Below are 19,003 nucleotides of genomic sequence, written 5' to 3' on the forward strand. Positions count from 1 at the left end.
TTAACGATCCCATCGCTGATCGCATAGGCGGACAGCGGCTATCTAGGAGGAGATACCCCGATGCAAGCAATGGATTTGAGAGGCCTGAGCCCGGCACCCGTCACCGCATTCACCCGCGACGGAGAGGTCGATTACGCGGCCAATGCCCGTATCGCCAAGTGGCTTGCCGGCATGGACGGCGTGAAGAGCCTCGTCATTCTTGGCCATGCCGGCGAAGGTACGTTCCTGACCGAGGAAGAGCGCCTGAAGCTCATCCGCACCTATGTTGAAGCGGTCAATGGTCAACTTCCCATCGTTGCAGGTATCACCGGTGAGGGCACCAAGGTCGCCGCGGAAGAAGCCAAGAAGTGCAAGGCTGCCGGCGCGACCGGCGCGCTGGTCTACCCGAACCACGGCTGGCTGCGTTTCGGGTTTCAAAAAGGCGCGCCGCAGGATCGCTACAAGGCGATTTGGCAGGAATCAGGCCTGCAGTGCATCCTGTTCCAGTATCCGGATGCCACCAAGGCTTCCTACGATATTGACACGCAGCTTGCGATTGCGACCCAGGACGGGGTCGTTGCCACCAAGAACGGCGTCCGCAACATGAAGCGCTGGTACGTCGAGATTCCGGAACTCAAGAAGGCCAACCCGAACCTGCAGATCCTGAGCTGCCATGACGAATGGCTGCTGCCGACCATGTTCGACGTTGACGGCCTGCTTGTCGGCTACGGCAATATTGCACCGGAGCTGCTGATCGACCTGATCAAGGCAGGAAAGGCGCAAAACTATCCGCAAGCCCGCCAGATCTTCGAACGTCTCCTTCCGGTCACCCGTGCCGTCTATCACCGTGGCTCCCATATGGAAGGAACCGTGGCCCTGAAGCTCGGGCTCGTCCATCGTGGTGTACTTGACCATGCCACCATCCGCGAGCCGCTGAAGAATCTGGGCGAAAAGGCAGAGGCCGAAATCTTCGCCGCCTTCGAGGCCGCGGGCATCGGCCGGGTCGACCAGTTAATCGCAGCGGAGTGACTAAGAAAGCCCCCGTCGTTCAAACGGGGGCGTCTTCTTAAGGGAGGAAAATTGCGGTCGCATCGGGAGTGACGCGCCGCCGCAGTCGCACGGTCTGTTACGCCGTGCATACCTCGCCGACGAGAGAGCCGTTCCTTCCGGATCCATGGCCGTACCCAAAAGGATCCCGAAGTGAGCCATCCAACGTGTAGGTTTGAAGCCAGGCCGGGAGAGGGCCTGGCACAGGGAGGAAAACATGAATATGGAACAGCGAATAACCGGACCGTCACCGGTTGTCGATCCGCAAGCAGAAATCAGCGCCCGCCTTGAACGGTTGCCAGTGACCCGGGAGGTGTTCTGGGCCCGAAACATCGTTGGCGCCGCGACATTCTTTGACGGTTATACCGTGATCGCTATCGCCTATGCGATGCCGGTTCTTGTCCGCGAATGGGGTTTGACGCCGGGACAGACGGGAATGATCCTGTCGATGGGCTACCTCGGACAATTGATCGGCGCTGTCTGCTTTGGCTGGCTCGCTGAGCGGATCGGCCGCCTGAAAGTGTTGCTATTCACGATCCTGCTATTCGTCAGCATGGACGTCGCATGCCTCTTCGCAGCCGGCGCCGGCATGATGATGGCATTCCGCTTCGTTCAAGGCATCGGGACCGGCGGCGAAGTTCCGGTCGCGAGTGCCTATATCAACGAACTGATCGGCTCGAAGGGGCGGGGCCGCTTTTTCCTGCTGTATGAGGTCATGTTCCTTCTCGGCCTCGTCGGCGCGGGCCTGATCGGCTACTTCATGGTCCCAGTCTACGGCTGGAAGGCGATGTTTGTCGTCGGTCTGATCCCTGCAATCCTCATGATCCCCCTGCGCTGGTTCCTCCATGAATCACCCCGCTGGCTGGTCGCCAACGGCCGTTATGAGGAAGCCGATCGTATTGTCGCCAGGTTGGAGAACAGCGCCTGTGCTGGCGGCAAGGAATTGCCGGAGCCGAAGGTCGTGGCCGCTCCTGCCCGGCGCAAATCCGACTGGCACGAGCTTTTCCAGGGTATTTACCTGAAGCGCACCCTGTCGATCTGGGCCATGTGGTTCTGCGCCTATATGGTCGCCAATGGCACGATCACCTGGCTTCCGACCCTCTATCGCCAGACGTTCAACCTGCCTCTTGAAACCAGCATTTTCTACGGCTTCGTCACCTCGGTCGGTGGCGTAATTGCGGCCGTTATCTGCGCACTGCTCATCGACAAAGTCGGCCGTAAGCGCTGGTATACAGGCGCCCTTTTGATCGCACCGATCCCGCTCGTCATCCTCGCCTGGCTGGGTGCGACGTCGGCGATCCAGGTTCTCATCTTCGCCGGTCTCGCCTACGCCATCGTCCAGACCGTAACGTTCTCGCTCTACCTCTATTCGGCGGAGATCTACCCGACCCGCCTTCGTGCCATTGGCACGGGCACAGGCAGCGCCTGGTTGCGTCTCGGGTCCTCTGCCGGTCCTATCGCGGTAGGCTGGGTCATGTCATCGATGGGCATCCAGTATGTCTTCGGCGCCTTTGCCGCAATCCTGCTGGTCGGCGCCCTGGTGACGGCCCTCTTCGCGGTCGAAACCAAGGGACGCGTTCTGGAGGAATTGTCGCCGTAATATCTACCATCCGCATTCGAGGGACCCGAGAAGGCTTGGCGGGTGACCACCAGGCCTTCTCGCATATGTGGACCCGCAGAATCTCCGGCATCCGTTTGGTACTTTCGCTTGATTGATCTGGGGTTCGATCCCGCTCAAGGCGACCGGCCGGGCTCGTTAAAGGCACGACGCGACTTCTCTTCGGTGCAGTTCTTCGCCTGTCTCAGGTCGGAGAGCATCGAGCGAATTCGGACTATGCGGCGATTGCCGTTCCGCGATAGCGGTGCCCTTCAAGGTATCAGGACAGCCGCTCCGCTCAGGCGGCCGGCGCGCAAATCGTCAAGCGCCGCATTGGCATCTACTAGCCGATAGGTTTTCGTATGGGTGCGCACATCTGCCTGGCGGGCGACGGGGAAGAATTCCTCGGCGTCTTTCCGCGTCAGATTGGCGACCGAAACCACGCTTCGCTCGCCCCAGATCAGCGCATAGGGCATTGCGGGCAGATCACTCATGTGGATACCGCCACAGACAACCCGGCCCCCCTTACGCACCACCTTCAACGCTGCCGGCACGAGTTCGCCAACCGGTGCAAAAATGATCGCCGCATCGAGCGCGACGGGTGGGCGCTCGTCCGAGCCTCCCGCCCAGACGGCGCCGAGACCGAGTGCGAAGCGTTGCGCCGCCACATCGCCGGGGCGCGAGAACGCATAGACGTCGCGGCCCTGCCACCGACAGATCTGCGCGATGATATGCGCGGCCGCGCCGAACCCGTAGAGCCCGATCCCCTTGCCGTCGCCGGCCTTCTTCAGCGAACGCCAGCCGATCAGGCCGGCACAGAGGAGCGGGGCAAGGGCGACGGGATCGGCCTGGCTGTTGAGCACAAAGGCATAATCGGCATCCGCAACGACATGAGTGGCAAAGCCTCCGTCGCGGGTATAGCCGGTAAATTGCGGCTCATCGCAAAGATTTTCCTCTCCGCTCCTGCAAAACGAGCAGCAGCCGCATGTATGACCGAGCCAGGGCACGCCGACCCTTTGCCCCACGCGCGACGGCGCTATTCCTTCCCCGACAGCCTCGACGATGCCGACGATCTCATGGCCGGGAACGAGCGGCAGTTTCGGGTTCGGAAGATCGCCGTCGCAGACATGAAGATCGGTCCTGCACACCGCGCAGGCCTCGACCCTCAACATCAATTGTCCTTTTCCGGGCGCGGGATCCGGCCGGTCGACCGGACGCAAGGGCATCCCGATTGCCTCAAGGATCATAGCTTTCATGAACCGTTCCTCATCTTCATGATGCCATGATCCTGAAATCGCGGCAAACCGGCATTGACGGTTGTCAAAGACGGCTCGCGCCCGTTCTTCGCTCTTATGGAGACTTCCCCTCACGGGAGATGTTGATCCAGCTCAATGAGCCGAGCCGCGTGTCGTGATTGGCTTTGCAGGAGCAGGGAGACCTAGAAATGGATCGTCGTCACTGGCAAGACCACGCCGCCTTTATCGTCGGGATATGGCTCATCGCCGCCCCCTGGGCACTCGGAAGCTTCAGCCCGGATTCCGTTCCTCTCGGGGCTGCGGCCTGGAATTTCCTGGTCTGCGGAGTTGCCGTCGCCATCCTGGGCGCGACGGCACTCGCATCCTACCGCTTATGGGAGGAATGGGTTAACCTCCTGATCGGTATCTGGCTTATCGCTTCGCCATGGATGCTCCATGACGCCGGAAAGCCGCCCTTTGTTTGGAATGCATTGATCTGCGGCATTCTTCTCGTTGTCCTCGGCATATCGGCACTTTACGGCACGAAACCGTCCGAGCGCCGCTGAAGAACAGGCCGCGGCGACTGGACCAGCCAATGATGACATTGCTGATGACAACGGAAGCCTTCCAGCGCCTCAGCCTGGCGCTTGCGATTGGCGTCCTCGTCGGCATCGAGCGCGGCTGGCAGGAGCGAGAGGCGGCACCGGGCGGAAGGGTCGCAGGCATTCGCACCTATGGCCTTTCAAGTTTCCTTGGCGGCCTGTGCGGCTTCCTTCAGCCCGCAACAGGACCGATCCTGCCGACGACCGTCTTTGTGTTCTTTTGCATCACAATTCTCGTTTTCAGCTCCATGCAGGCGGCGCGCGACGAGGATTACAGCGCGACCGCTGCCATTGCCGCGATATCGGTTTTCGTGCTTGGTTTCAGCGCCGTGGTTGCCGACATGACGACGACTGCAGCGAGTGCCGTTGCAATAACGGTGCTTCTGGCGGCGCGCGAACCGTTGCATGGGTTTCTTCGGCGGCTGACCTGGCTCGAACTCAGGGCCGCCTTGATCCTGCTGACGATGACGGTCGTCATCTTGCCCATCCTGCCCGACAAGGCGATCGATCCCTGGCAGGCGATCAATCCCTTCGAGCTCTGGATGATGACGATCCTCGTGGGCGCCGTCTCTTTTTTTGGTTACATCCTGATCAAGATCAGCGGCGCACGCGCCGGAATTCTGATGACCGGCGCAAGCGGCGGCATCGTTTCCTCGACGGCGTTGACACTTTCCTTTGCCCGCCAGTCAATCCAGGTGCCTGCGCTCTCGTCCCTGCTTTCGGCAGGGGCGATGCTGGCTGGAGCGGTATCCCTCACCCGGGCGCTTCTGATCTGCGGCGTGATTGCGCCGGCGGTTCTGTGGGAGCTTGCGCCATTGCTCGCTCCAGCGGCTGCAGCCTTTGCTATCGGTGGCGGCCTCGTCGGAGCACTGCGGCGTCCGGAAGACAGTCCCAACTTCTCGCCGCGAAACCCGCTCGAGGTTATGGTGGCGCTGCGTTTTGCTCTAGTTCTCGCCGTCGTGACAATCCTGACGCGGGCGACCCTGGTCGTCTTCGGAACAAGATCGCTGCCCGTCCTCGCCTTCGTGACAGGACTGGGCGATCTCGACGCGATAACGCTTTCGGTTGCGAAACTGGCGTTGATCCAGCTCTCAGCGGATGCGGCCGCCCGTGCCATAGCGGTCGCGGCTTTCGCCAATCTTCTCGCAAAAGCTGTGCTGGCGGCAATCATGGGGAGCCTCGCCTACGCAGTTCGTCTGGCGATCGCAACCGCTGCAGCGGCTCTTGCCGGACTTGCGGGTTTTCTTCTGACATGAGTGCTCGCCGTGACGACTGCCTCCGAGAATTGAGACATGTCAATGCGAGGCTTCGAACGGATGCGAGAGTGATGAGGATCTGGTCTCATTATTTTCCGTTCGGAGTCTCCCAATGAAACAACACCTCTTTCTTCCACTCCTCACCTATCCGGATATGACTTCCGAGTTCATGATCGCCAATGCGGTCGCACTTGCTCACCACATGCAGGCGACACTCACCGTCTGTGCGGTGGAGATCACGATTCCCGATATTTCCAATGCGCTATCGTCGCTGATCATCGACGCCGCGAAGATGGCGCGGGATGCCGAGGCTCTGAGCCGTCAGCGCGCCTCGGTACTGACCCAAAAGGCGCTCGATCAGGCGAAGGCCGCCTCCGTCGATGTGCGTCTACGCGAGATCAAGGCGGGTGAGCCTTTCGTCGCTGAAGCGCTTGCGGAAGCATCGCGTGCCTACGATCTCGTGCTTCTGGAATCGGCGGGTGTCTCCCGCCCGATCGTTGAGGCAGTCCTGTTTTCCTCCGGCAGGCCGCTCATCCTTTATCCCGCCGCGCCGTTCGGCGGGAGGCTGGATCACGTCGCTATCGCCTGGGACGGCAGCAGGGCCGCCGCGCGTGCTGCCCATGACGCCTCGCCCTTCCTGGAGCGGGCGTCCAAGGTCTGCCTGCTCTCCGTCATCGACGAGAAGCCGGTCAAATTCGATACGGGCGACCATCTTGTCGAGAATCTGCTCAAGAGCGGGGTGATGGCGGAAACGGTGCGAGCGCATGCAGGCAGCGAGCCGGTTGGCGAAGTCCTGCAGACAAAGGCTTTCGAGTGGCGTGCCGATCTGCTCGTCATGGGCGGCTTCGGCCATTCGCGCCTGCGTGAATTCGTGCTCGGCGGCGCAACCGAGGCCGTGCTGACCAATATCACGCTGCCCATCCTGTTGTCGCATTAAGGACTGACCGGCCATGTTCAAGGATCGTCTTCGGAGCAAGACCCTCTGGGATCGCATCGTCAATGCCGACGAGGCCGCGAAGCTGATCACCGACGGCATGACCGTCGGCATGAGCGGCTTCACGCGAGCCGGCGAGGCCAAGGCGGTGCCGCTGGCATTGGCGGAAAGGGCAAAGCGCGATCCGCTGAAGATTACGCTGATGACCGGCGCATCGCTCGGCAACAATCTCGACAGGACGCTTGTCGAAGCCCACGCTATTGCCCGCCGCATGCCTTTCCAGTCAGATGCCATCATGCGCAAGGCGATCAACGCCGGCGAGGTGATGTTCATCGACCAGCACCTGTCGGAAACGGTCGAGTTCCTGCGCAGCGGCCAGTTGGCACCCGTCGACGTCGCCGTCATCGAGGCGACTGCGATCACCGAGGACGGCGGCATCGTGCCGACCACCTCTGTCGGCAATTCGGCGAGTTTCGCCATCCTGGCGCCGAAGGTGATCGTCGAGATCAACCTGTCGCAGCTGGAAGCGCTCGAAGGGCTGCACGATATCTATATCCCCACCAGGCGGCCAAGCCGCGAGGCGATCCCGGTCGTGGCACCCGACAGCCGCATCGGCGTGCCCTTCATTCCAATCCCGCCGGAAAAGATCGCGGCGATCGTCCTCACGCAGAGCAGCGACAGCGCGTCCACGGTGGAGGCGCCGGATGCGGAGACGAATGCGATTGCCGGTCATCTCACCGAATTCCTGCTCAACGAGGTGCGCCATGGCAGGCTGACGGAGCGCCTCTTGCCACTCCAGGCAGGCATCGGCACGATCGCCAACGCGGTGCTCCAGGGGTTCACCGAAACGCCCTTCCACGATCTCACCATGTATTCCGAGGTGCTGCAGGATTCGACCTTCGATCTCATGGATGCCGGCAAGCTGAATTTCGCCTCCGGGTCCTCCATGACACTCTCGACGGAGAAGCATTTGCGGGTATTTTCCGCGATCGAGCGCTACAAGCGGCGGCTGATTTTGCGCCCGCAGGAGATCAGCAACCATCCCGAAGTCATCCGCCGCCTCGGCATCATCGCCATCAACACGGCGCTGGAACTCGACATCTACGGCAATGTCAACTCGACCCATGTCGGTGGCACGCACATGATGAACGGTATCGGCGGCTCCGGCGATTTCGCCCGCAACGCCTATATGTCGATCTTCGTGACGAAGTCGCTCGCCAGGGACGGCGCGATTTCGCGCGTCGTGCCGATGGTCAGCCATGTCGACCATACCGAGCACGATGTCGACATCCTCGTGACGGAGATTGGCCTTGCCGATCTGCGCGGCCTGGCGCCGCGGGAACGGGCAGAAGTCATCATCGCCAACTGCGCGCATCCGAATTATCGCGAGGCACTGGCGGACTATTACAAGCGGGCGCTGCTGCGCGGCGGGCAAACGCCGCATCTGATTGAGGAAGCGCTCGGTTGGCACGACAATCTGCGCCGGACAGGCAAGATGCTTGCGTAGTCATCTGCTGCGGCCTGATGAAATCCGCTATGGCATAGACCGCGTCACCCGTCTGGCACGGTTTCCACGTTCTCTCCGAACCTGAGCACGGAAATGACGCAACGTGATGTTCGGCCATCGGACAGGCGGCCACGAGTAATTCTTCACGGTACCAGCGCGGGCTCTTTCATCTGCGCCGGGTCAGCGTCCTGCAAGGCAGCGGCATCGATGCTCGCATCGCGGATCATAGCGTATTTGACCTGCGTGACCTTCAGGTCACGGTACCAGTCGACCAGTGCGCCCCACGGGTCGGTTATCTTGGAAAGGCCGGAGATGAAGGCGACGACGGTGCCGATCTCGGTCTTGCCGGTGACGACGTAATATCCGCCGAGCGCGAAGATGCCGGCATATCCCAGCTGCGTCATCAGGTTCATCAGGAAATTCATCGTGAACTTGATCCTGTAGATGCCCATATTGGTCGAAAAAAGCGTCTGGACGCGGTCGCTCTGAGCATTCAACGTCTCGCTGGTAACCACGTGCTCGACCATGCCTTCGCTGACATGACGCATGACGGTGATCTTGCTCGCCACCCGGCGGTTGATGGCCGATTGCATCAGGGGAACGAAGCCCAGCTGCGGGAAAAAGACGACGGCGACGGCAAACGCCATCAGCGGCTGCAGGAAGATCATGTAGCCGCCGACAGCAACGAGGATGCCGGCCTGCAGCAGCGGCTCGGAAAAGCTGGTGCCGACGAAGCCGCCGACGGGTTCGGCTTCGGCGAGCACGATCGAGAGCTGTACGCCTTCGGCAAGCGCATCGAGCGGCGCCTCCCGCGAGCGTTCCGAGACGGCAAGCACCGACATGCGCAGCCAGCGGATCGCGACTTCGCCGATCCAGCCGCGATAAAGGTTCAGCGCGAGCTTGGTCAGGCCTTCCAGCAGTACGAGGCCGAGATAGGCGAGGACGAGGAGGAGGATGGCGGGATAGGGCGCGCCCTGCGTCACGGCATTGACGACGCGCCTCTGGACTTCCAGGGGCGCTGTGCCGGCGAGAAAGAGGAGGATCGAAAGGGCCGCGATCGCGGTCTGGTGGCGGCGGCCCATGAGGAGTACGAAACCGAACAGGTTTCCCGGCATCTTCCCTTCGTCCTCTGCTGCGTTGGTGGAATAGAACATCCTGCATGGTCGCTGTTGCGCGTCTTTTAGGCCCTGCGCCTTGATCCGCGTCAAATTTGAGGAACGGGCCGCTACTGGATCACGGAGTTCTGAGGGGCGGAAGGGCGCGCGCTGTCGGCCTGCGGCTTGATCCAGAGGATGCTGAATACGCTGGCGAGCATGAGAAGGAGGATAATCAACAGAAGTCTGCGCAACGACGTTTCCCGGCAGGGCGGAGAGGCTGCTCCGCCGGAACAGGCGGGCTGTCTTGCCCGCCTCGCCATTCTCCATGCCGTGCAAAACCTGACCTTGATCGCCGTCAAAGTCCGTAACGAAGCTATCAGCGGCCGCTGTCGTCGAGCTCTTCGAGCGCGGCGAGCAGGCGTTGCTGGATCTCGGCCTCCTGCCGGTTGATGGCGACGACAAGACTGCGCATCGCACCGCGCATGCCGTGGAGCTGGTCGACGAGCTCCATGACGACATCGACGCCGGCCTCGTTGACACCCATTTGGCGTGTGAGGTCGAGGATCAGGCGGGCGCGGGCAAGATCGGCATCCCGGAACCGGCGTCGGCCCTCGGAAATATCGGGGGCCAGCCAGCCCTGCTCGACCCAAAGATCGAGTTCAGTCACGTCGATTTTGAGGTAGAGACGGAATTCGCGATCGTCCATGGTCAGGCCTCCATGTTCTTTCTCGGATCCTGTGTGTCGGCTGCCGCCCAGTCCTTGGCGAAGGCGGTCAGCTGTTCGTCGGGCTGTTCGGGCAGCATGATCTTCAGTGTCACATAGACGTCACCAGCGTCGCCGCCGCGCTTGGCAACACCCTTGCCCTTGAGGCGCAGCACCTTGCCGCTGCTGGAGTTCGCCGGCAGCGTCAGGTTGACCGGCCCTGAGGGCGTCGGCACGCGCACCTTTCCGCCGAGTACCGCTTCTCTCAACGTGACGGGCAGATCGAGGCGGATGTCGTCGCCGTCCCGGGTGAAGAAACGGTGCGGGCGCACATGGACGTCGATCAGCGCATCGCCGGCCGGCCCGCCGCCGAAGCCGGGTTCTCCCTTGCCGCGCAGGCGCAGCGTCTGGCCGTCGCGCGTGCCGGGCGGGATCTTGACGTCGAGCGCCGGCCCGTCCGACAGCCTCACCTGGCTCTGCGTGCCGTTTACGGCATCAAGGAAATCCACCTCCATCGAGAAGCGCCGGTCCTGGCCCTTTGCGCGGAACTGGCCGCCACCGCTGCCGCCGCCAGCCCGGCGCGAGAAGAAGCTTGCGAAGGGATCGTCGGCGTCTCCAAAATCGGCAAAGCCGGCGCCGTTGTGATAGGCGCCGCCCGGGCCGCTCGAGGAGGCATAGTCTCGATAATAGCTGCGGGGCGCCTGTTCGGCTCCCGTGACGTCGATCTCGCCACGATCGAAGCGGCCGCGCTTCTCCTCGTCGCTCAGGATTTCATAGGCGGCAGAAATCTCTTTGAACTTCGCCTCGGCCTTCTTGTCGCCGGGGTTCAGGTCGGGGTGGAGCTTCTTGGCAAGCTTGCGGAATGCTCCCTGAATTTCCTTCTGGGTGGCATCCCGTTTCACGCCCAGAAGCTCGTATGGATCTTGGCTCATACATGTCTCCGTGTAAGGGCAGCGAATACTGCGGACTGGAATCCGCCTTGATATAGGTTGCCGGTCCGATGTCGGGGAGGGGACGAGGGCAGCGTCCTGTCATTCGGCCTGGCCAGAAGGGGCGGCGCCAGCTCATACGGTGGGCAGGAGCGCCGGCACCGGCCGTTTCCCCCTTCCGGCAAGCAGTCCAGCCGGCAGGCACGAAGAGCAGCGCCGTGCAGGCAACCCTGCCCAAAGGCCGGCTGCCGCATGCCCAAAGCCAAGGAGCCAGGGTGACACGGCAAACCATGCGGCGATCGCCACCTGTTTCCGAAGCTGCGCCTCTCCATCAGCCAGAATGAAGCAAGGTTGACGACCGGGACACTAAGTGCCTTGATCAACGTCAAAATTGACGTGCCCGCGGCTATTTCTCATGCCGCCCCCGCCGGTTTCTCTCCGGCAATATCCAGCACCATCCGGCCTTCGATGGTTCCCGCTTTCAGGCCGGCAAAGATATCATTGATATCGTCAAGCGGCGCCCTTGTGATCTCGGCCCGGACGCGGCCGTCGGCGGCAAAGGCAAGCGCTTCGTCAAGATCGCGGCGCGTGCCGACGATCGAGCCGCGCACGGTTATGCGTTTCAGCACGACGTCGAAGATCGGCGTCGGGAAGTTGCCCGGCGGCAGTCCGACAAGGCTGACGGTGCCCTTCCGGCGCACCATGGAGAGCGCCTGCGAGAAAGCCGGCGGGGAGACGGCGGTGACAAGCACGCCATGTGCGCCGCCGCCCGTCGCCTTCAACACCTTCTCGACCACGTCTTCGGAAAGCGCGTTGAGCGCAAGATCGGCGCCAACCTCCCGAGCGAGGTCGAGCTTGGCGGCGGCGATATCGAGGGCGACCACCTTGAGGCCCATCGCCTTGGCATACTGGATCGCAACATGGCCAAGGCCGCCGATGCCCGAGATCGCTACCCATTCGCCGGGCCGGGCTTCAGTTTCCTTGAGACCTTTGTAGGTCGTAACCCCGGCGCAGAGGATCGGCGCGATTTCGGCGAAATTGACGTCATCGGGAAGGCGTGCGGCAAAGGCTGCCGAGGCGATGACATATTCGGCAAAGCCGCCATCGCAGCTGTAGCCGGAATTGTGCTGGTGTTGGCAAAGCGTTTCCCAGCCGGTCTCGCAATATTCGCAGCGCAGGCAGGCGTCGTGCAGCCAGGCAACGCCGACGGCATCGCCTTCCTTGAATTCGGTAACGCCGGGGCCGAGGGCGGCAACGATGCCTGCCGCTTCGTGGCCGGGAATGAAGGGCGGCGTCGGCTTGACGGGCCAGTCGCCGTCGGCTGCATGCAGGTCGGTATGGCAGACGCCACAGGCGACCACCTTCACCAGTATTTCGCCCGGTCCGGGAACTGGCACCGGCACGCATTCGATTACAAGCGGCTTGCCGAATTCACGCACCACCGCCGCCTTCATCATCTTGCCCGTCATGATCTTCATCCTTTCGCGATGATTGTCCGGCGTGATGATGAAGGGCACGCCCACCGGCGCATTGATCCATCGCAAGACACAAGTCTCCGGCCTCGCAGGTCGGGGCGCGCCCGTTCGGATGCTTGCCCTATCCTTCATGACATATGTCAAGGATGGCGGACGGGATTGCCAATAGAAGGACGAACATCGGCAATGTCCGCACAGGTTCGATTGGAGGCTCCGTAATTGAGAAAGCATCAGCTTTGTGTCCTGGTATCCGCCGCTTTTCTTCTTGGCCTCGGTCAGCCGGTTCTTGCGCAGGATCGCCCCTCGGTCTTCTCGGCTCGATTCGAGGCCCTCTGGAACAAGATGACCGGCCGAGGACTGCCCGAAAATGTCTCCATGTCTAATGGCCGCATCGAGGCCCAGCAGGTGCTGATTTCGGCGAAATTCGCTGGCCGGCTTGCCGATGTACTCGTCGATGAAGGCCAGATCGTCGATGCCGGCGCGCCGATCGCCCGGATCGACACGGCTGATCTCGATGCCCAGCTTGCTGGCGCCAAGGCTCAGGTTCGCCGTAGCGAAACGAGCCAGGTCGAAGCCGAGGCCTCAATTGCCCAGCGCCAAAGCGAGCTGACACTCGCTAAGCAGGAATTCGAGCGCGCGCAATCGATGAGCAACACGGGCAGCGGCACGATGCAGCAGCTCGAATTGCGCCGCAGCCAGCTGAGCGTTGCCGAGGCTGCACAAAGGGCGGCGCTCGCAAGCCGCGACGAAGCGGAAGCGGCAACGGAAGCGGCGCAGGCGGAAGTGGTGCGCATTCAAACTCTACTCGACGATGCTGTGCTGAAGGCGCCGCGCCGGGGCCGTGTCGAATACAAGCTCGCGCAGACAGGCGAGGTCGTTGCCGCCGGTGCGCCGGTTGCCACGCTGCTCGATCTCTCCGACGTGTCGATGACGATCTTCCTGCCTGCCCGTGCAGCCGGCACCTTGGCGATCGGCGACGAGGCGCGCATCATCCTCGATCCGGCGCCGCAATATGTCGTGCCGGCGACGGTCTCCTTCGTCTCTTCGCAGGCACAGTTCACACCGAAGACCGTCGAGACACGGGACGAGCGTGAGAAGCTGGTCTTCCGCGTGAAGCTGAAGATCGCCCCCGATCTGCTCAAGGACTATGAATCGCGCGTCAAGACAGGTGTGAGGGGGATCGGCTATGTCCGCACCGATCCCAAGTCGGCCTGGCCGGCCGAGCTGCAAGTGAAGCTGCCGCAATGAGCGAACCGACCGTTCGCTTCACGGGCGTGACGCATCGTTACGGCCGGATTGCCGCGCTCGATGGTGTCGAGCTCGCCGTTCCCGCCAGCTGCATGGCCGGACTGATCGGCCCCGATGGCGTCGGCAAATCGACGCTGCTCGGTCTTGCGGCGGGTATTACCCGCATCCAGCACGGGCATGTCGAGGTGCTTGGCGGCGACATGGCCGATTGGCGCCATCGTCGTGACGCCCGTGCCCACCTTGCCTTCATGCCGCAGGGCCTCGGACGCAATCTCTATCCGACGTTGAGCGTCGCGGAAAACCTCGATTTCTTCGGCCGTCTCTTCGGCCAGGACGCTCCGCAGCGGCGTGCTCGCATGGATGAACTATTGCGAATGACCGGCTTGCTGCCCTTTCGTGATCGGCCCGCCGGCAAGCTTTCGGGTGGCATGAGGCAGAAGCTCGGCATCTGCGCTTCGCTCCTTCATGATCCCGATCTGCTAATCCTCGACGAACCGACGACCGGCATCGATCCGCTCTCGCGGCGACAGTTCTGGGAGCTCGTCGATCACATTCGTGAGCGGCGGCCGCAGATGAGCGTGATCGTTGCGACCGCCTATATGGAGGAGGCCGAACGCTTCGACTGGCTTGCTGCGTTGCACGCGGGCAGGCTGATCGCTGCCGGCAGCCCCGGCGATATCATGCGACAGGCCCAGCAGCAGACCCTGGAGGCGGCCTTCACGGCGCTGATGCCGAATACCGGCACGCTGGATCGCAGCCCGCTGACCGTCACGCCGCGCGTGATCGTCGACGGACCGCCGGCAATCGAGGCGGAGGACCTGACATGCCGCTTCGGCGATTTCGTCGCGGTCGATCATGTCAGTTTCCGTATTGCGAAGGGCGAGATCTTCGGCTTCCTCGGTTCGAACGGCAGCGGCAAGAGCACGACGATGAAGATGCTGACGGGGCTATTGCCGGCAAGCGAGGGTGTCGCAAAGCTCTTCGGCCAGCCGCTGAAGGCCGACGATATCGAGACCCGCAAACGCGTCGGCTACATGTCGCAGGCATTTTCCCTCTATGGCGAGCTGACCGTTCGCCAGAACCTCAGGCTGCATGCGCGTCTTTTCGGTTTGCCGGCGGCAGATATCGACGGGCGCGTCGGCGAGATGCTCGCCGAGTATGATCTCGCCGAATTCGCCGACCAGCGGCCGGAAGACCTGCCGCTCGGCATTCGCCAGCGTCTCCAGCTTGCGGCCGCCGTCATCCACAAGCCGGAAATGCTGATCCTCGACGAGCCTACGTCCGGCGTCGATCCGGTGGCTCGCGACGCCTTCTGGCGATCGCTGATAACGCTATCGCGGCGCGACGGCGTCACCATTTTCCTGTCGACGCATTTCATGAACGAGGCAGAGCGCTGTGACCGCATCTCGCTGATGCATGCCGGCAAGGTGCTGGCGATCGGCAGCCCGGCCGAACTGCGCGCCGAGCGGGGCAAGGCGACGCTGGAGGAAACCTTCATCGAAGTGCTGAGCGAGGCGGGCATGGGAGAGGGCGCCGACGCCGATTCCGGGGGCACTGCGCTCGCCGGCGGAACCGCCATGCCCAAGCGGCTCTTCGACCCCCGCCGGCTCTTTGCCTATGCGCGGCGGGAGACGATCGAAATCCTGCGCGACCGGGCGCGGCTCGTCTTTGCGCTGCTCGGGCCGGTCCTGCTGATGCTCACTTTCGGATACGGCATCTCCTTCGATGTCGAGCATCTGCCTTTCGCCGTCTACGATCAGGATCAATCTTCAGAAAGCCGGCAACTGGTGGAGAGCCTGCAGAGCTCGCGTTATTTCCAGGAGCAGCCGCCGATTGCCTCGACCGAGGAGCTGCAGCATCGGCTGCAGGATGGTGAGCTGATGGTGGCCATCGAGATCCCACCCGATTTCGGCCGCGACCTGCTGCGGCAGGAGGCGCCGGAGGTCTCCGTATGGCTCGACGGCGCGATGCCGTTCCGTGCCGAGACAGCGCGCGGTTATGTTTCCGGTCTCGTCTCCTCCTATCTCGCTGACGTCTCGGCGCGGCACTCGGGCCGCTTCGAACAGCCCTATCCCGTCGATATCGAAAGCCGCTTCCGCTATAATCAGGATTTCAAGAGCGCCAATGCGATCGTGCCGAGCGTCATCATGCTGATGCTCGTATTGATCCCGGCGATCATGACCGCGCTCGGCATCGTTAAGGAGAAGGAGACCGGTTCGATTGCCAACTTCCAGGCGACGCCGGTCACGCGTATCGAATTCCTACTCGGCAAGCAGCTTCCCTATGTGGCGATCGCCTTCGTCAGTTTCCTGATGCTGGTGCTGATGATGCGCCTCGTCTTCGACGTACCGATCAAGGGCTCCATCGGTCTGCTTGCAGCGGGTTCGATCCTTTATATCCTCGCGACGACGGCCTTCGGTCTCTTCGTTTCGAGCTTCGTGCGCAGCCAGGTGGCGGCGATCTTCGCGACGGCGATCGTTGCGGTCGTCCCGGCCGTGAATTTTTCCGGTCTGCTGGTGCCGGTCTCGTCGCTCTCCGGGGGCGGGCGGTTCATGGGGCTGCTCTTTCCCTCGGCCTGGTACCAGCCCCTGAGCGTCGGCGTCATCACAAAGGGCCTCGGCCTTGCCGAACTCTGGCCTAACCTCATCGCCCTTGCCGGTTTCGGTATCGTGTTCGTTGGTGCTGCCCTTGTGGCACTCAGAAAGCGGAGCGCCTGACATGTGGGGCAAGCTCAACAGGATTTTCCGCCTCGGCGTCAAGGAACTTTACAGCCTGAAGGCCGATCCCGTGATGATGGTCCTCATCGTCTACACTTTCACCATCGCCGTCTATACGGTTTCGACCGGCGCCAAGATCGAGGTCGAGAACGCCTCGGTCGCCGTCGTCGACGAGGACCGTTCGATGCTCTCGACACGGCTACGAGACGCGATGCTGCAGCCCTTCTTCAAGGAGCCGATATTGATCGGCGCTGATGAAGTGGATGCGGCAATGGATGCCGGTCGATTCGTCTTCGTGCTGGAGATCCCGCCCAAATTCGAGGAGGATGCGATTGCCGGCCGCAAGCCTTCGCTGCAGCTCGATATCGACGCGACTGCCATGGCCCAGGCCGGCAACGGAGCCTCCTATATTCAGAACATTATCCTGCAGGAGATGGCGACGGCCTTGCCGAACAGCGCCGCCGCGTCGCCGGTCAATCTCGTCGTCAGCGCACGATTCAATCCCAATCTGCAATCGACCTGGTTCACAGCGGTCATGCAGGTCATCAACAATGTGACGATGCTTTCGGTCATCCTGACCGGTGCGGCGCTGGTGCGAGAGCGGGAGCACGGCACGATCGAGCATCTTCTCGTCATGCCGGTCACGCCGGCGGAGATCATGATGTCGAAGGTCTGGGCGAACGGGCTGGTCATCATCGTGGCGGCGGTGCTGTCGCTCGTCGTCGTGGTCGAAGGGCTGCTTTCGGTGCCGATCGCCGGTTCGCTCTGGCTTTTCGTCTTCTGCGCGGTGCTCTACCAGTTCTCGGTCACGTCGCTCGGCATCCTGATCGCCACGGCATCCAGCTCGATGGCACAATTCGGGCTGATCTCGATGCCGATCCTGATTGCCATGAACCTGCTTTCCGGGAGCACGACGCCGATGGATAGCATGCCGCTCTGGTTGCAGTATGCGATGGTGGTTTCGCCTGCGCCGCATTTCGTCTCGCTGTCGCAGGCGATCCTCTACCGCGGCGCCGGCTTCGATGCGGTCTGGCAGGAGGTGGCGGCGCTGATCGCGATCGGCGTGCTATTCTTTTGCAGCGCGCTCATGCGGTTCCGACGGGCGCTGGCGGATGCGCGGTAGGGACGAATGCCGTGAATCGTGCGGGGGTGCCTATATTCGCGTCATGTGCGGGGCGAAGGTGGAAACACAGCGACGCAAACACAGGACGCCATCGCTGAGGTCGCAAGGCTGTCAGCGCGCCACCGTCTCCACGGTGCGGCTCAGCTTATGCCCCGGATTTTTGCGATCGACAAGAACCGAGCATTTGGCGTGACGCGCCACGCGGTCGACCACGGCCCCGAAAATATAGTCGGTAATATCCGCCACATGGGTCGACAGGATGATGAGGTCCGCCTCCTTCTCCTGCGCAGCGGCCAGAAGCACTCTGGCTGCGCTGCCGGCATGGACCTCGACCAGGGCAGGGATCTTCATCTGCCGGCACAGCAAGGTGAGCTTTTCCTCGGCATCCTTTATGGCGGCAGTCTCGAAGTCTTCAGGCAGGCACGTCGTCATGTAGCGCGGCATGGTTTCGACGGCGTGGATAACGAAGATCGAGCCATCCTTGTCGAGGAGGCCGGATGCCTTTTTCAGGATGCGTTCGGCCGTTTCGCGGGGGCCATTGCCTATTGCGCAGACTATCGTTCGGTACATATCGGATCACTATCCTCATCCGCGAGATGATTATGGGATTTTAGCCTCCTGCATGGATCATACATTGACCGACATCAAGAAGCGGTCCCGCATCATATTTGATGCGGGACAGGGCGGCTGCGCAGGCGGCGCCTGATTTTCAAGCCATGGAGGGAAATCAGCCGAACCGCTGCCCTGAAAAACTCAGATAGCTCTCAGGTCCAAAGGGCGCTGATGGCAAGGGTCAGGGAGAAGGCAACCAGTACCGCGCAACCGCAATGGCGCGCAAGAGGTGGCATTTGCGCATGGCGCCCGACAAGCAGATTGCCAAGGCCAAGCCAGATCGCCGATGTCACCGTCACGCAGCAGACGAATATCGCTATCGCTGCGGGTACCCCCGCTTCGACAGCGGGCACGAGGGTAAGGCCGATGATGATGGCCTTGGGATTGAGCAGTGTGGTGATGAAGAGCTGACCGACGCCGAGCGTGTTTTGGCCGCCCGCCGGCGCCGGAACCCATAGCTTGAGCGCAAGATAGAGAACCCAGATCGCCGAAATCAGCTTGACGATGCTGGCGATGCCTGGATGGCCATGAAGGAGCGGAGCGGCGATGCTCGATACCGGAACGATGATTGCGAGATAGGCGAGCACCACTGCGGTGATGAGCGACAGGGACCGCCAGACGGTCAGTCTTGTCGACGCCAAGGCGAGAACCGCATTGGTGGGGCCTGGAAGGATCAGCAGCGAGAAGATGGCGATAAAGAATGTCGGCAGGTTCATCAAATCCGGTCCTTGATTGTCTGCCACCCTTCTCATGAATTCTGACGGACGGTTTTGATCTGTATCAGTTCGAGTGCCGCTCCCGCCAGATTGAGAATTATCAAGGACGAGCAAGCAGAGGGGCGAAAGCAACGGCGTGCGAAGACATCAGCACCCCTGTTGTGCTGCCTCATCGAAGACGAGCGAAGCTCTCGCATCACCATAGGGATGTGAAATCCATCTTTGA

At 62.0% G+C, this 19,003-nt stretch carries 16 protein-coding genes; 9 read left to right on the forward strand and 7 right to left on the reverse strand.

The genetic code is table 11. From position 1 onward, the window contains the following. The first annotated feature begins 60 nt into the window (after positions 1-60). Both AC1DM5_RS27040 and AC1DM5_RS27045 read left to right on the forward strand, forming a co-directional pair. Complete coding sequence (locus AC1DM5_RS27040; protein WP_477976141.1) at positions 61-1,008, forward strand: dihydrodipicolinate synthase family protein; 948 nt, start codon at positions 61-63, stop codon at positions 1,006-1,008. Between the two features lie 235 nt (positions 1,009-1,243). After that, positions 1,244-2,626 carry an MFS transporter gene (locus tag AC1DM5_RS27045; RefSeq protein ID WP_477976143.1) on the forward strand — a complete coding sequence of 461 codons (1,383 nt, stop codon included), beginning with the start codon at positions 1,244-1,246 and terminating at the stop codon, positions 2,624-2,626. Between the two features lie 269 nt (positions 2,627-2,895). Here the strand turns inward: AC1DM5_RS27045 and AC1DM5_RS27050 are convergent, their stop codons facing one another. Then, the gene (locus AC1DM5_RS27050; protein ID WP_477820373.1) at positions 2,896-3,879 is read right to left on the reverse strand and encodes a zinc-dependent alcohol dehydrogenase family protein; all 984 of its coding nucleotides are present in this window, start codon (positions 3,877-3,879) and stop codon (positions 2,896-2,898) included. Positions 3,880-4,067: 188 nt separating this feature from the next. Here AC1DM5_RS27050 and AC1DM5_RS27055 point away from each other — a divergent pair, with 188 nt between their 5' ends. From AC1DM5_RS27055 to AC1DM5_RS27070, 4 genes are all read left to right on the forward strand, one after another. Next, complete coding sequence (locus AC1DM5_RS27055; protein ID WP_477976145.1) at positions 4,068-4,424, forward strand: SPW repeat protein; 357 nt, start codon at positions 4,068-4,070, stop codon at positions 4,422-4,424. 29 nt (positions 4,425-4,453) lie between these two features. Next, complete coding sequence (locus tag AC1DM5_RS27060) at positions 4,454-5,716, forward strand: MgtC/SapB family protein (protein WP_477976147.1); 1,263 nt, start codon at positions 4,454-4,456, stop codon at positions 5,714-5,716. Between the two features lie 112 nt (positions 5,717-5,828). Next, positions 5,829-6,653, forward strand: a complete 825-nt coding sequence (locus AC1DM5_RS27065; RefSeq protein ID WP_477976149.1) for a universal stress protein — start codon at positions 5,829-5,831, stop codon at positions 6,651-6,653. 13 nt (positions 6,654-6,666) lie between these two features. Further along, on the forward strand, positions 6,667-8,157 hold the full coding sequence (locus AC1DM5_RS27070; protein WP_477976151.1) for an acetyl-CoA hydrolase/transferase family protein: 1,491 nt from the start codon (positions 6,667-6,669) through the stop codon (positions 8,155-8,157). A 143-nt stretch (positions 8,158-8,300) separates the two neighbouring features. On the opposite strand, the gene AC1DM5_RS27075 is transcribed toward AC1DM5_RS27070, so the two are convergent. From AC1DM5_RS27075 to adhP, 4 genes are all read right to left on the reverse strand, one after another. Further along, entirely contained in the window at positions 8,301-9,272 is a 972-nt protein-coding gene (locus tag AC1DM5_RS27075) for an ABC transporter ATP-binding protein (protein WP_477820368.1), read from the reverse strand. A gap of 358 nt (positions 9,273-9,630) precedes the next feature. Beyond that, positions 9,631-9,960 carry a chaperone modulator CbpM gene (locus AC1DM5_RS27080; protein ID WP_477820367.1) on the reverse strand — a complete coding sequence of 110 codons (330 nt, stop codon included), beginning with the start codon at positions 9,958-9,960 and terminating at the stop codon, positions 9,631-9,633. 2 nt (positions 9,961-9,962) lie between these two features. Further along, a complete protein-coding gene (locus AC1DM5_RS27085) occupies positions 9,963-10,889 on the reverse strand; it encodes a DnaJ C-terminal domain-containing protein (protein ID WP_477820366.1) in 927 nt (308 codons plus the stop codon). A 410-nt stretch (positions 10,890-11,299) separates the two neighbouring features. Then, positions 11,300-12,355 (reverse strand): alcohol dehydrogenase AdhP, encoded by a 1,056-nt coding sequence (gene adhP, locus AC1DM5_RS27090; RefSeq protein WP_477820539.1) that lies wholly within the window; start codon positions 12,353-12,355, stop codon positions 11,300-11,302. Between the two features lie 225 nt (positions 12,356-12,580). Between adhP and AC1DM5_RS27095 the strand changes: the two genes are divergently transcribed. The 3 genes from AC1DM5_RS27095 to AC1DM5_RS27105 are packed head-to-tail and all read left to right on the forward strand — an operon-like array spanning position 12,581 to position 17,449. After that, on the forward strand, positions 12,581-13,609 hold the full coding sequence (locus AC1DM5_RS27095; RefSeq protein ID WP_477976153.1) for an HlyD family secretion protein: 1,029 nt from the start codon (positions 12,581-12,583) through the stop codon (positions 13,607-13,609). Next, positions 13,606-16,326, forward strand: coding sequence for a ribosome-associated ATPase/putative transporter RbbA (gene rbbA, locus AC1DM5_RS27100; RefSeq protein WP_477820364.1), 2,721 nt, complete (start codon positions 13,606-13,608; stop codon positions 16,324-16,326). Before AC1DM5_RS27095 ends, rbbA begins: the two co-directional genes overlap by 4 nt. Before the next feature lies 1 nt (position 16,327). Next, positions 16,328-17,449, forward strand: a complete 1,122-nt coding sequence (locus AC1DM5_RS27105; protein WP_477820363.1) for an ABC transporter permease — start codon at positions 16,328-16,330, stop codon at positions 17,447-17,449. A 111-nt stretch (positions 17,450-17,560) separates the two neighbouring features. Here AC1DM5_RS27105 and AC1DM5_RS27110 read toward each other — a convergent pair whose 3' ends face one another. Next, entirely contained in the window at positions 17,561-18,019 is a 459-nt protein-coding gene (locus AC1DM5_RS27110; protein ID WP_477976155.1) for a universal stress protein, read from the reverse strand. A 194-nt stretch (positions 18,020-18,213) separates the two neighbouring features. After that, entirely contained in the window at positions 18,214-18,777 is a 564-nt protein-coding gene (locus tag AC1DM5_RS27115) for a LysE family translocator (protein ID WP_477976157.1), read from the reverse strand. Positions 18,778-19,003: the final 226 nt, after the last annotated feature.

This window comes from Rhizobium sp. 01T437 (assembly GCF_056398505.1).

Bases quoted from the DNA above. Each gene is read 5' to 3' on its own strand.
- AC1DM5_RS27040 (WP_477976141.1), top strand. From the start codon at position 61: ATGCAAGCAATGGATTTGAGAGGCCTGAGCCCGGCACCCGTCACCGCA.
- AC1DM5_RS27045 (WP_477976143.1), top strand. From the start codon at position 1,244: ATGAATATGGAACAGCGAATAACCGGACCGTCACCGGTTGTCGATCCG.
- AC1DM5_RS27050 (WP_477820373.1), bottom strand. From the start codon at position 3,879: ATGAAAGCTATGATCCTTGAGGCAATCGGGATGCCCTTGCGTCCGGTC.
- AC1DM5_RS27055 (WP_477976145.1), top strand. From the start codon at position 4,068: ATGGATCGTCGTCACTGGCAAGACCACGCCGCCTTTATCGTCGGGATA.
- AC1DM5_RS27060 (WP_477976147.1), top strand. From the start codon at position 4,454: ATGATGACATTGCTGATGACAACGGAAGCCTTCCAGCGCCTCAGCCTG.
- AC1DM5_RS27065 (WP_477976149.1), top strand. From the start codon at position 5,829: ATGAAACAACACCTCTTTCTTCCACTCCTCACCTATCCGGATATGACT.
- AC1DM5_RS27070 (WP_477976151.1), top strand. From the start codon at position 6,667: ATGTTCAAGGATCGTCTTCGGAGCAAGACCCTCTGGGATCGCATCGTC.
- AC1DM5_RS27075 (WP_477820368.1), bottom strand. From the start codon at position 9,272: ATGCCGGGAAACCTGTTCGGTTTCGTACTCCTCATGGGCCGCCGCCAC.
- AC1DM5_RS27080 (WP_477820367.1), bottom strand. From the start codon at position 9,960: ATGGACGATCGCGAATTCCGTCTCTACCTCAAAATCGACGTGACTGAA.
- AC1DM5_RS27085 (WP_477820366.1), bottom strand. From the start codon at position 10,889: ATGAGCCAAGATCCATACGAGCTTCTGGGCGTGAAACGGGATGCCACC.
- adhP (WP_477820539.1), bottom strand. From the start codon at position 12,355: ATGACGGGCAAGATGATGAAGGCGGCGGTGGTGCGTGAATTCGGCAAG.
- rbbA (WP_477820364.1), top strand. From the start codon at position 13,606: ATGAGCGAACCGACCGTTCGCTTCACGGGCGTGACGCATCGTTACGGC.
- AC1DM5_RS27105 (WP_477820363.1), top strand. From the start codon at position 16,328: ATGTGGGGCAAGCTCAACAGGATTTTCCGCCTCGGCGTCAAGGAACTT.
- AC1DM5_RS27110 (WP_477976155.1), bottom strand. From the start codon at position 18,019: ATGTACCGAACGATAGTCTGCGCAATAGGCAATGGCCCCCGCGAAACG.
- AC1DM5_RS27115 (WP_477976157.1), bottom strand. From the start codon at position 18,777: ATGAACCTGCCGACATTCTTTATCGCCATCTTCTCGCTGCTGATCCTT.